This window comes from Streptomyces sp. NPDC101219 (genome assembly GCF_044767675.1).
GTDB lineage: Bacteria > Actinomycetota > Actinomycetes > Streptomycetales > Streptomycetaceae > Streptomyces.
The window spans coordinates 474,771-487,349 of record NZ_JBIWOK010000006.1; the positions used below are offsets into that span (position 1 = coordinate 474,771).

The following is a 12,579-nucleotide window of genomic DNA, read 5'->3' on the forward strand; positions in this document are numbered from 1 at the left end:
ATGGACGCTGTGACCCAGGTCCCCACCCCCGTCAACGAGCCGGTGCACGGCTACGCCCCCGGCTCGCCCGAGCGGGCACGGCTGGAGGCCAGGCTGAGGGAGCTGGCCGACAACCCGGTCGACCTGCCCTGCACCATCGGCGGTGAGAAGCGGATGGGCGGCGGCGAGCGGTTCGACGTCGTGCAGCCGCACAACCACAAGGCGCGCCTGGGCACCGCCGCCCACGCCACCCGGCAGGACGCCCAGGACGCCATCGACGCGGCCCTCGCCGCCGCGCCCGCCTGGCGCGCCATGTCCTTCGACGACCGCGCGGCGATCATCCTGCGCGCCGCCGAGCTGCTGGCCGGCCCCTGGCGCGAGACCATCGCCGCCTCCACCATGCTGGGCCAGTCCAAGACCGCCCAGCAGGCCGAGATCGACAGCCCCTGCGAGCTGGTCGACTTCTGGCGCTTCAACGTCCACTACGCGCGCGGCATCCTCGCCGAGCAGCCCCCGGCCAACTCGCCGGGCGTGTGGAACCGCCTGGACCACCGCCCGCTGGAGGGCTTCGTCTACGCGATCACGCCGTTCAACTTCACCGCCATCGCCGCCAACCTGCCGACCGCGCCCGCCCTGATGGGCAACGTCGTCGTCTGGAAGCCGTCCCCGACCCAGACGCACGCCGCGGTGCTGCTGATGCAGCTGCTGGAGGAGGCCGGGCTGCCCAAGGGCGTCATCAACCTCCTCACCGGTGACGGCCTGGAGGTCTCCGAGGTCGCCCTGGAACACCGCGACCTGGCCGGCATCCACTTCACCGGCTCGACCAGGACGTTCCAGCACCTGTGGAAGACGGTCGGCAACAACATCGAGAAGTACCGCACCTACCCGCGCCTGGTCGGCGAGACCGGCGGCAAGGACTTCGTCGTCGCCCACCCGAGCGCCGACCCCGCGATCCTCAGGACCGCGCTGACCCGCGGTGCCTTCGAGTACCAGGGCCAGAAGTGCAGCGCCACCTCGCGCGCCTACATCCCCGCCTCGATCTGGAACTCCGGCTTCAAGGAGGAGTTCGCCGCCGAGGTGGACGGCATCCGGATGGGTGACGTCACCGACCTGTCCCATTTCATCGGCGCCGTCATCGACGAGTGGTCCTTCGCCAAGAACAAGGCCGCCATCGACCGGGCCGAGGAGGACCCGTCCTGCACCATCGTGGCGGGCGGCTCCTACGACGACTCGGTGGGCTACTTCGTCCGCCCGACCGTCATCGAGTGCAGCGACCCGGAGAACGAGGTGTTCCGCACCGAGTACTTCGGCCCGATCCTCGCCGTGCACGTGTACGACGACGAGAAGTACGACGAGATGCTGACCCAGATGGAGTCGGTCTCGGACTACGCCCTGACCGGCTCGGTCATCGCGAACGACCGTGCGGCGGCGGCGTACACGATGGAGAAGCTGCGCTACGCGGCCGGCAACTTCTACATCAACGACAAGTCGACCGGTGCCGTCGTCGGCCAGCAGCCCTTCGGCGGCGGCCGGGCCTCCGGCACCAACGACAAGGCGGGCGCCCCGCAGAACCTGATGCGCTGGACCCTGACCCGCGCCATCAAGGAGACGCTGGTCCCGCCGACCGACTACACGTACCCGCACATGGGCTGACGCCCACCCCGATCGCGAACGGGCCAGGTCACCCCCCGACCTGGCCCGTTCGTCCGTGTGCGACGACGGCGCGGTGGTCCTGGACGGAAAACCCCAGGTCAGAGGGGTGTGACCTAGTCCACCGTCTCAGATAGTAGGAAGCCCAAGTAATTGTGCAGACAGACGCGCGGCGCGCCCTTACTTTTGTAGGAGCCGAACGTCTCGCTCGATCAAGCGAATGGCGGTCGTGAGCCGGACCCTCGTGCAGGTCACCCCCTGCGGTCCCTGGTTCCCCGCCCCTTCCGGCATCCCGTGACCCTCCGCGTCTTTCCGCGCGTGTTCCGAAGGAGCCGATCTCCCATGCCCGAGACGACCGCCCGCCGCCGCGTCCGCCACACCTCCCGCACCTCCGAGTCCGACCGGAAGAACGCCGCCGCAGCCCTGCAGCGCGCCCTGGACCGCCGGGACAACGGCGGCTCGACCGGCCACTGAGTCCGGGCCGTCCGCCATGCGGGTGTCCGCATCCCGGACGGCTCGTGTCAGTGCATGGGACGAGGAGTAGGGTGCCCGCATGTCTCGCAGCATCAATCTCGCAGTGATCCCCGGTGACGGCATCGGCCAGGAGGTCGTGACCGAAGGTCTCAAGGTCCTTTCCGCCGTCCTCCCGCAGGATGTGAAGCTGGAGACCAGGGAGTTCGACTTCGGCGCCCGGCGCTACCACGCCACCGGTGAGACCCTCACCGACGCCGACCTGGCCGAACTCCGGCAGCACGACGCCATCCTGCTCGGCGCCATCGGCGACCCCGGCGTCCCCTCCGGCGTCCTGGAGCGCGGATTCCTGCTCAAGCTGCGCTTCGCCTTCGACCACCACGTCAACCTCCGGCCGAGCAAGCTCCTGCCGGGCGTGTCCACGCCGCTCGCGGGTCAGCCGGAGATCGACTTCGTCGTCGTCCGCGAGGGCACCGAGGGCCCCTACACCGGCAACGGCGGCTCCATCCGCACCGGCACGCCCCACGAGGTCGCCACCGAGGTCTCCGTCAACACGGCCTTCGGTGTCGAGCGCGTGGTCCGCGACGCCTTCGCCCGCGCCCAGGCCCGCCCCCGCAAGAAGCTGACGCTGGTCCACAAGAACAACGTGCTGACCTTCGCCGGCCACCTCTGGACCAACATCTTCACCAAGGTGGCCGAGGAGTACCCCGAGGTCACCACCGAGTACATCCACGTCGACGCCGCGACGATCTACCTCGTCACCGACCCGGCCCGCTTCGACGTCATCGTCACCGACAACCTCTTCGGCGACATCATCACCGACCTCGCCGCGGCCGTCTCCGGCGGCATCGGCGTGGCCGCGAGCGGCAACATCAACCCTTCGGGTGAGTTCCCCTCCATGTTCGAGCCCGTGCACGGCTCGGCCCCCGACATCGCCGGCCAGGGCAAGGCAGACCCCACGGCCACCGTCCTGTCCGTCGCCCTCCTGCTGCGCCACCTCGGCCACGAGACCGAGGCCGCCCGCATCGAGGACGCCGTCTCCGCCGACCTCGCGGAACGCGGTGACCTGCCCGCACGCAGCACCTCCGAGATCGGCGACGCGCTCGCCGTACGGGTAGCCGGCTGACCGGGCGCGCTCTCGACCACACGCGAAGCCGCCGGGTCCCCCCGTACCCGGCGGCTTCCGCATGTCCCCGCCGGGTGCCACCATCGACCAACGGGCCGCATTCACCCCGTTTCTTCCGCAGCCGCCCCCGGGCGATAATCGAACGCGGAGCCGCGGAATGAGGGAATGCTCGGACGTCCTAGTATCGGCCACCGGCCGTACGGGAGTGTGCGCGGCCCGTCACTACAACCGGTGAAGGACAAACCACTCATGACGACGCCCACGATCGAGCTCAAGCCCTCCGCCCACCCGCTCTCGGACGCAGAGCGCGAGGCGATTCTGGCCAACCCCGGATTCGGCCGCCACTTCACCGACCACATGGTGACCATCAAGTGGACGGAGGGCCGCGGCTGGCACGACGGCCAGCTCGTCCCGTACGCGCCGATCCCCCTGGACCCCGCCACCACCGTCCTGCACTACGCGCAGGAGATCTTCGAGGGGCTGAAGGCCTACCGGCGCCCCGACGGCTCCGTCGCCACCTTCCGTCCGGAGAAGAACGCCGAGCGTTTCCAGCGCTCCGCCCGCCGCCTGGCCATGCCCGAGCTGCCCGTCGAGACGTTCCTCGAGGCGTGCGACGCGCTGGTGCGCCAGGACAAGGCGTGGGTTCCGGCGCACGGCGGCGAGGAGTCGCTCTACCTGCGCCCGTTCATGATCGCCACCGAGGTCGGGCTCGGAGTGAAGCCGGCCAACGAGTACCTGTTCCTGGTCATCGCCTCCCCGGCCGGCGCCTACTTCCCGGGCGGCATCAAGCCGGTGTCCATCTGGGTCTCCGAGGACCGGGTCCGCGCCGTCCCCGGCGGCATGGGCGACGCCAAGACCGGCGGCAACTACGCCGCCTCCCTGCTCGCCCAGGCCGAGGCCGCCGCCGAGGGCTGCGACCAGGTCTGCTACCTCGACGCCGTGGAGCACACCTGGGTCGAGGAACTGGGCGGCATGAACCTGTACTTCGTCTACGGCGACCGGATCGTCACGCCCACCCTCACCGGTTCCATCCTGGAGGGCGTCACCCGTGACTCCCTGCTGAGCGTCGCCCGCGACCTGGGCTACGAGGCCGTCGAGGAGCGGGTCTCCGTCGACCAGTGGCAGCGCGACTCGGAGAACGGCACCCTCACCGAGGTCTTCGCCTGCGGCACCGCCGCCGTCATCACCCCCGTCGGCACCGTCAAGCGGGCCGGTGCCGAGTGGCAGCAGAGCGGCGGCGAGCCCGGAGAGGTCACGCAGCGGCTGCGCCAGGCCCTGCTCGACATCCAGCGCGGCACGGCCGAGGACAAGCACGGCTGGATGCACCGGCTGGGCTGACGCACGGGCGGCGACGAGGGCGGGTGCCGGACCCTTCCGGCACCCGCCCTTCGCCTGTTGCCACCGGTCCCCAACCCGCCCTCCTGCTGGGACCGCCCGCATCCTGAGACGGCCACCGGACACGGGGGCGGAATGTGCCAGACTGCCCCCGTGCTCTCGTTCGCCACGATTATTGGCAGCAGGCGCGCCGGTCCGCAGTGACCGCACGTACGACACGGTACGGGCGGACACCGTCGTCCTCGACCCGCGCGCAGACCTCTCGCACCCGCGAGGGGTTTTTCTGTTTCCTGGCCCATCCGCAGCCGGAAACAGTGCGTGAGGGACCATGGAGAGACGGTGGAACCGGTCATTCCGGTAGACCGAGATCAACATCAGGAGCCTTCAGACCATGACCGCAACCAGCGAGCCCGACGACTCGTTCCACGTCTTCGACACCACACTGCGCGACGGCGCCCAGCGCGAGGGCATCAACCTCACGGTCGCCGACAAGCTGGCCATCGCACGGCACCTGGACGAGTTCGGCGTGGGCTTCATCGAGGGCGGCTGGCCCGGCGCCAACCCGCGGGACACCGAGTTCTTCGCCCGCGCCCGCGAGGAGATCGCATTCGAGCACGCCCAGCTGGTCGCCTTCGGCTCCACCCGCCGCGCCGGCACCACAGCGGACAAGGACCCCCAGGTCAGGGCGCTCCTGGAATCCGGCGCACCCGTGATCACCCTGGTCGCCAAGTCGCACGACCGCCATGTCGAACTGGCCCTGCGCACCACGCTCGACGAGAACGTCGAGATGATCCGGGACACCGTCGCCCACCTCACGGCCGAGGGCCGAAGGGTCTTCGTGGACTGCGAGCACTTCTTCGACGGCTACCGAGCCAACCCGGAGTACGCCAAGGCCGTCGTCCGCGCCGCCTCCGAGGCCGGCGCCGACGTCGTTGTCCTGTGCGACACCAACGGCGGGATGCTGCCCGCGCAGATCCAGGCGGTGGTCGCCACGGTCCTCGCCGACACCGGCGCCCGGCTCGGCATCCACGCCCAGGACGACACCGGCTGCGCGGTCGCCAACACCCTTGCCGCGGTCGACGCGGGCGCCACCCACGTGCAGTGCACGGCCAACGGCTACGGCGAGCGGGTCGGCAACGCCAACCTCTTCCCCGTGGTGGCCGCGCTGGAGCTCAAGTACGGCAAGAAGGTGCTGCCCGAGGGCCGGCTGCGCGAGATGACCCGCATCTCCCACGCCATCGCCGAGGTCGTCAACCTCACGCCCTCCACCCACCAGCCCTACGTCGGCGTCTCGGCCTTCGCGCACAAGGCCGGTCTGCACGCCTCCGCGATCAAGGTCGACCCCGACCTGTACCAGCACATCGACCCCGAGCAGGTCGGCAACACCATGCGGATGCTGGTCTCGGACATGGCGGGCCGCGCCTCCATCGAGCTCAAGGGCAAGGAGCTCGGCATCGACCTCGGCGACGACCGGGAGCTGGTCGCCCGGGTCGTGGAGCGGGTCAAGGAGCGCGAGCTGAAGGGCTACACCTACGAGGCGGCCGACGCCAGCTTCGAACTCCTGCTGCGGGCCGAGGCCGAGGGCCGCCCGGTGAAGTACTTCGCGGTCGAGTCCTGGCGCGCGATCGTCGAGGACCGCCCCGACGGCAGCCACGCCAACGAGGCCACCGTCAAGCTGTGGGCCAAGAGCGAGCGCATCGTCGCCACGGCGGAGGGCAACGGCCCGGTCAACGCCCTGGACCGCGCGCTGCGCGTCGCCCTGGAGAAGATCTACCCGCAGCTCGCCAAGCTGGAGCTGGTCGACTACAAGGTCCGCATCCTCGAGGGCAAGCACGGCACCCAGTCCACGACCCGGGTGCTGATCTCCACCTCCGACGGGGCGGGGGAGTGGGCCACGGTCGGCGTCGCCGACAACGTCATCGCCGCGTCCTGGCAGGCACTGGAGGACGCCTACGCCTACGGCCTGCTGCGCGCGGGCGTCGAGCCGGTCGCCTAGCAGCGATTCGCCGGACTGCCGGGCCCGGCAGGGATTCCGTTTCCCGGGAATACCTGCTGGGCCCGATGTCCGTTTTCCAGTCGATTCGGGTAGCTTCGAGAGTATGAAGGTCGCGCTGCCGCGTACTTTCGTACGCCTGCTGATCATGCCGGTGGCCGCCGCTCTGGCGGTGCTGCTGGCCGCGGCGCCCGGCGCGCAGGCGGCGGACCTCTCGGAGGTCGGCCGGGCGTTGCGCGAGCGGCCCGTGTACGTCGATCCCGATGCCCGGGACATCCTGTCCGAGGCGGATGCCGACGCCCTCGCGAAGAAGATCGAGGACGCGGACAAACCCGTCTTCGTCGCCGTCCTCCCGGCCGACCAGCCCACCCAGAACCTCTTCCGGAACCTGCGCACCGCGACCGGCGTGACCGGTCTGTACGGGGTGCGCCTCGGCGACGCGTTCGACGCGCGCGCCGACAGCAGCGTGGTGAGCCGCCAGGGTGTGCGCAACCTGGTCACGGCCGCGCAGGACGCCGGTGACGCCAAGGCCCAGCTGAACGACTTCGTCGACGACGCGCTGCGCACCATCGGCGGTTCTGCCCCCGGCAGCTGGAACGAGGGCGGCGGCGAGGTCCCGGTCGGCGGTCTGATCACCGTCGGCGCGGTGCTGGCGGCGGGCGGTGCGGGCGTGTTCGCCCTGTCCCGCCGCAACCGGCGCCGCCACGAGGAGGAACAGCGGGCGGCGCTGGAGAAGCTGCGGGTGGTGGTCGACGAGGACATCACCGCCTTCGGCGAGGAGCTCGACCGTCTCGACTTCCACCCCTCGGAACCGGGCGCCGACGACGCGATGCGCGGCGACTACGAGCGCGCGCTGGACGCCTACGAGCAGGCGAAGAGTCTGATGGCGGCGGCCCGCAGGCCCGAGGACGTGAAGGCGGTCACCCAGGCGGTGGAGGACGGCCGGTTCTCGCTGTCGGTGCTCGCCGCCCGCCGCGAGGGCCGGGAGCTGCCCGAGCGCCGCCCGCCGTGCTTCTTCGACCCGCGGCACGGCCCCTCGGTGGCCGACGCCCGCTGGACGCCCCCGGGCGGAGCGGCCCGGGAGGTGCCGGTCTGCGCGGCCGACCGGGCCCGTCTCTCCGACGGGCTGGACCCGGTGGTGCGCGAGGTCGACACCGAGTACGGCCGCCGCCCCTACTGGGAGGCGGGCCCCGCCTACGGCCCCTGGGCCGGCGGCTACTTCGGCGGCGGTCTGCTGCCCGGCCTGCTCGTCGGCACGATGCTGGGCGGCCTGATGGCCGGCCCCGCCTACGGCGCGGACTACGGCGGCGGCTACGGCGACTTCGGCGGGTACGAGGGCGGCGACCTGTCCGGTGCCGACTTCGACCCCGGCGACTTCGGCGGCGGTTTCGGCGGCGGCGACTTCGGCGGCGGGGACTTCGGCGGAGGCTTCTGAGCGGTCCGGCCCCGCGGGAGAACCGCTCGGGCCGGGGCGGGCACGCTCCGGGCATGCCGAGCGCCCGCCTTCCAGCATGGGGTGCCGGCGAGACGGGCGCGCTCAGGGGGGCGGCGCGGCGGGGCCGCGCCGTCACGGTCAGGCGTTGCGGATCGCCGAGATGTCGAAGTTCAGCTTGATCTTGTCGGAGACCAGGAAGCCACCGGTCTCCAGCGCCGCGTTCCAGGTGAGGCCCCAGTCGGAGCGCAGGATCTCCGCCTTGCCCTCGAAGCCGACGCGCTGGTTGCCGAACGGGTCCGTGGCGGCACCGTTGTACTCGACGTCGATGGTCAGCGGACGCGTGGTGCCGAGGATGGTCAGGTCGCCCGTGACGCGGTACTCGCCGTCGCCGGCCGCCTCGACCTTGGTGGACCGGAAGGTCATCGTCGGGAACTCGTCCGTCTTGAAGAAGTCGGCGCTCTTGAGGTGGCCGTCACGGTCGGCGCTGCCGGTGTCGATGCTGTCCATCACCACGTCGATGGAGGCGGTGGACTTGGCCGGGTCGGAGCCGTCCAGGTGCAGCGTGCCGGTGAACTCCTTGAAGCTGCCCTTGACGTTGGTGACCATGGCGTGCCGCGCGACGAAGCCGATCGTGGTGTGCGACGGGTCGATGGTGTAGTCGCCGGTGAGGGCGGACAGGTCCGGAGCGGCGGTGGCCGTGGCGGTGGCGGTCGCGGTGTCGGCGTCGTTCTTGCGGTTGAAGATACCCATGGTGTTTCTCCTTCGGGGACGGGGTGAACGGGTGATCCCGTTCAATGTTCAACTAACTCAACACGACCCACCGTAGAGGCATTCCCTTCAAAGTTCAACATCTTTTGGAGGATCGGGAAAAAAATCAGCCACAGCCGCGTCCTGGGTACCCTCCCGGCCCCCGGTCACCCGCCCGGGCCCGGGGCGTCACGGCCCCGCAGACGGGTATGGTCCGTCGCCTCGGGCCCCGTACGGCTCGTCGCCGCGTCCCGGTCCGAACGACGTCGACCGGTGGTGGTCCGCATGTGCAAGCCAGCCGGCGGGCCCTGCTGCTCGCGGCCACCGTGCTCGCCGCGACCGCCGGTGCGGCGCCCCGGCGGGGCGCCGGCACCTCGTCTCCTCCGCCCCCGGCCCCCTCCGCCGCCCCCTTCGGCCGGCTGCGCGGGCGCTGGCTCGACCTCACCCTCGGCACCGGATACGACCCGGCCGCGGAGCCCCACGCCTCCCGGCTCGCCGGGACCGGCGCCCGCCCGCGCCTTCCACGCCACCATGGACCCCGCCCCCGGATCTCCCTGGCCCTTCCACCCCTTCGAGCCGGCCACGGGCATCACCCTCTCCCACGGCCGCCCGTGGACCATGGCCCAGGCCTACGTCCAGCCCGGCACCGGCTCCACCGGCGACCCCGCGCTGCTCGCCGCCGTCCTGCGCGGCCTGCACCACCTCGCCGCCACCGTGTACCACCCGGGCACACGCCCGCCGGGGCAACTGGTGGGAATGGCAGAGCGGCAGCCCGCGGATGCTCACCGACATCACCGCGGCCCTGCACGACGAGCTCGGCCCCGACCGGGTCCGGGCCGCCTGCGCCGCCGTCGGCCACTTCGTCCCGGACACCGTGCTCACCGACTACTCCGGAGGGCCACGGCGGCTGGCTTGTACTCGACGGCGCGGTGCGCACCCTGTGCGAGGACCGCACCGGGGCCTGGTCCGACATCAACGCCGGCGGCAGCACCGAACGCCGCACCCGCCGCCGGCAGACCCTCTGACTCGACCACGGCACCGACCCCGCCGACGCCCGCTACGCCTACGTCCTGCTGCCGGGCGCCTCCCGCGACGAGGTCGCCTGCCGGGCCGCGGACCGGGCCCGGCCGCGGATCCTCGCCGACGACGGCACCCGCCAGGCGGTCGCGCTGCCCGGCACCGGCGTCACCGCCGCCGACTTCTGGCACCAGGGCACCGCGGGGCCGCCGGCCGCCTCGTCCGCGGCGAGCGTGCTGGTCCGCGTCACCGGCGGTACCGCTACCCTCTGCGTGAGCGGACCGACCCGAACGGGCGAACCGCTGGAGATCGTCTGGGACCACCCGGCGCGGGGACCCGTATGCGCCGACGACACCGTGGAAATCCTGGCCACCGGCCCTCGGCTGCGGCTGCGCGTCACCCCGGGGGAGGCGGGCGCCACGCACCGGTGTGAGGTGACTCTCCACCGAACGGCTTTGTCCGACCCCGACAAGCGGCACGCCCCCTGAGCAGTCGAAAAGCCTGCATGCGGCCGTGGTTCTGTTCAGTGGTACCAGGAAATCGCCGTCGAGACTGTGAGGAGTCGACGGCTCGCAATCGCCCGTCGACTTCGTAAGGTCACTACATGACCGTTTTGGACGAGGCGCCGGGTGAGCCGACCGACCTGCCGGGGGAGCCGGCCGACGCGCGCGGGCGAGTGGCCGAGCTGCACGAGATCCGTGCGCAGGCGCTGGCCGGCCCGAGCGAGAAGGCGACCCAGGCGCAGCACGCCAAGGGCAAGCTGACCGCACGGGAGCGCATCGAACTCCTGCTGGACCCCGGGTCCTTCCGCGAGGTCGAGCAGCTGCGCCGGCACCGGGCGACCGGCTTCGGTCTGGAGGCGAAGAAGCCCTACAGCGACGGTGTCATCACCGGCTGGGGCACGGTCGAGGGCCGCACGGTCTTCGTCTACGCCCACGACTTCCGGATCTTCGGCGGCGCCCTGGGCGAGGCCCACGCCACCAAGATCCACAAGATCATGGACATGGCCATCGCGGCCGGTGCCCCCCTGGTCTCCCTCAACGACGGCGCCGGGGCCCGCATCCAGGAGGGCGTCTCCGCCCTCGCCGGCTACGGCGGCATCTTCCAGCGCAACACCAAGGCGTCCGGCGTCATCCCGCAGATCAGCGTGATGCTCGGCCCGTGCGCGGGCGGCGCGGCCTACAGCCCCGCCCTGACGGACTTCGTGTTCATGGTCCGCGACACCTCGCAGATGTTCATCACCGGCCCCGACGTCGTCAAGGCGGTCACCGGCGAGGCGATCACCCAGAACGGCCTGGGCGGTGCCGACGTGCACGCCGAGACCTCCGGGGTCTGCCACTTCGCCTACGACGACGAGGAGACCTGCATCCACGAGGTGCGCTACCTCCTCTCCCTCCTCCCGCAGAACAACCGCGAGAACCCCCCGCGGGCGGAGAGCTCCGACGCCGCGGACCGCCGCGGTGACGCCCTGCTCGACCTGGTACCCGCCGACGGCAACCGGCCCTACGACATGGCCAAGGTCATCGAGGAGATCGTCGACGACGGCGAGTACCTGGAGGTCCACGAGCGCTGGGCGCGCAACATCATCTGCGCGCTCGCCCGGATGGACGGCCAGGTCGTCGGCATCGTCGCCAACCAGCCGCAGACGCTGGCCGGCGTGCTCGACATCGAGGCCTCCGAGAAGGCCGCCCGCTTCGTGCAGATGTGCGACGCCTTCAACATCCCGATCCTCACCTTCCTGGACGTCCCCGGCTTCCTCCCGGGCGTCGACCAGGAGCACGGCGGCATCATCCGCCACGGCGCCAAGCTGCTCTACGCCTACTGCAACGCCACCGTGCCGCGGATCTCGCTGATCCTGCGCAAGGCGTACGGCGGCGCCTACATCGTCATGGACTCCCAGTCCATCGGCGCGGACCTCACCTACGCCTGGCCGACCAACGAGATCGCCGTCATGGGCGCCGAGGGCGCGGCCAACGTCATCTTCCGCCGTCAGATCGCCGACGCCGAGGACCCCGAGGCCATGCGCGCTCGCATGGTCAAGGAGTACAAGTCGGAGCTGATGCACCCCTACTACGCGGCCGAGCGCGGCCTGGTCGACGACGTCATCGACCCCGCCGAGACCCGCGAGGTCCTCATCAGGTCCCTGGCGATGCTGCAGACCAAGCACGCCGACCTGCCGTCCCGCAAGCACGGCAACCCGCCCCAGTAACCGGACGGACCCGCCGCGGCAACCCCGCGGACCCCTCTCCCAGGGAGACTGAGCCCCATGAGCACACCTGACATCCGCGTCGAGAAGGGCCACGCCGAGCCCGAGGAGGTCGCCGCCATCACGGCCATCCTCCTGGCCCGTGCGGCGGCCCGCCCCGCCGACACCGCGCCGGCCCACCGCGGCCGCGCGAAGGCCGGCTGGCGGCGCCTGGAGCGCGAGGGCGGCTTCCGCGCCCCGCACAGCTGGCGCTGACCGCACACGTCAACAGGTAAGGGCCCCTCCGCGAAGGAGGGGCCCTTACCTGTTGCTGAGGAAGTTCTTGTGCCACCCCGGGGACCTCCGGGCCCCCGGGGCGCCGCCTGCGTCCACGGCCCGCAGGCGGCGGCGGGCCGTCAGCGCAGACGCGCCATCAGCGCGTGCTCGACGAGCGTGATCAGCGTCGACTTCGCGTCCGAGCGGTGGCGGGCGTCGGTGGTGATGATCGGCGTGTCCGGCCCGATCTGGAGCGCCTCGCGCACCTCGTCCGGCTGGTAGGGCTGCTGTCCGTCGAAGCCGTTGAGGGCGATGACGAAGGGCAGGCCGCTGTTCTCGAAGTAGTCGACGGCCGGGAAGCAGTC

Annotated in this window: 9 protein-coding genes and 2 pseudogenes; 9 read left to right on the forward strand and 2 right to left on the reverse strand. The window is 71.4% G+C overall.

The annotated features are described in order from the left end of the window. From pruA to ACIRPP_RS15155, 6 genes are all read left to right on the forward strand, one after another. Positions 1-1,632, forward strand: a complete 1,632-nt coding sequence (gene pruA, locus ACIRPP_RS15130) for an L-glutamate gamma-semialdehyde dehydrogenase (protein WP_403642130.1) — start codon at positions 1-3, stop codon at positions 1,630-1,632. 339 nt (positions 1,633-1,971) lie between these two features. Then, complete coding sequence (locus ACIRPP_RS15135) at positions 1,972-2,103, forward strand: hypothetical protein (protein WP_263867766.1); 132 nt, start codon at positions 1,972-1,974, stop codon at positions 2,101-2,103. A gap of 79 nt (positions 2,104-2,182) precedes the next feature. Further along, the gene (locus ACIRPP_RS15140; protein WP_403642134.1) at positions 2,183-3,226 is read left to right on the forward strand and encodes a 3-isopropylmalate dehydrogenase; all 1,044 of its coding nucleotides are present in this window, start codon (positions 2,183-2,185) and stop codon (positions 3,224-3,226) included. 249 nt (positions 3,227-3,475) lie between these two features. After that, positions 3,476-4,564: a branched-chain amino acid aminotransferase gene (locus ACIRPP_RS15145; RefSeq protein WP_403642137.1), complete on the forward strand. Its 1,089-nt coding sequence runs from the start codon at positions 3,476-3,478 to the stop codon at positions 4,562-4,564. Between the two features lie 388 nt (positions 4,565-4,952). After that, positions 4,953-6,557, forward strand: a complete 1,605-nt coding sequence (cimA, locus tag ACIRPP_RS15150; protein WP_164351422.1) for a citramalate synthase — start codon at positions 4,953-4,955, stop codon at positions 6,555-6,557. 103 nt (positions 6,558-6,660) lie between these two features. Next, on the forward strand, positions 6,661-7,989 hold the full coding sequence (locus ACIRPP_RS15155) for a hypothetical protein (RefSeq protein ID WP_403642141.1): 1,329 nt from the start codon (positions 6,661-6,663) through the stop codon (positions 7,987-7,989). Positions 7,990-8,127: 138 nt separating this feature from the next. Here ACIRPP_RS15155 and ACIRPP_RS15160 read toward each other — a convergent pair whose 3' ends face one another. Further along, positions 8,128-8,739: a YceI family protein gene (locus ACIRPP_RS15160; protein ID WP_403642143.1), complete on the reverse strand. Its 612-nt coding sequence runs from the start codon at positions 8,737-8,739 to the stop codon at positions 8,128-8,130. A gap of 284 nt (positions 8,740-9,023) precedes the next feature. Here ACIRPP_RS15160 and ACIRPP_RS15165 point away from each other — a divergent pair. The 3 genes and pseudogenes from ACIRPP_RS15165 (at position 9,024) to ACIRPP_RS15175 (ending at position 12,214) form a co-directional block, all read left to right on the forward strand. Then, positions 9,024-10,241, forward strand: a pseudogene (locus tag ACIRPP_RS15165) (polysaccharide lyase family 8 super-sandwich domain-containing protein). 116 nt (positions 10,242-10,357) lie between these two features. Then, positions 10,358-11,962 (forward strand): acyl-CoA carboxylase subunit beta, encoded by a 1,605-nt coding sequence (locus ACIRPP_RS15170; protein ID WP_403642146.1) that lies wholly within the window; start codon positions 10,358-10,360, stop codon positions 11,960-11,962. Positions 11,963-12,019: 57 nt separating this feature from the next. Beyond that, positions 12,020-12,214 carry an acyl-CoA carboxylase subunit epsilon gene (locus ACIRPP_RS15175; protein WP_403642149.1) on the forward strand — a complete coding sequence of 65 codons (195 nt, stop codon included), beginning with the start codon at positions 12,020-12,022 and terminating at the stop codon, positions 12,212-12,214. A gap of 140 nt (positions 12,215-12,354) precedes the next feature. Here the strand turns inward: ACIRPP_RS15175 and ACIRPP_RS15180 are convergent. Beyond that, positions 12,355-12,579, reverse strand: a pseudogene (locus ACIRPP_RS15180) (ATP-binding protein); the annotation flags it as partial.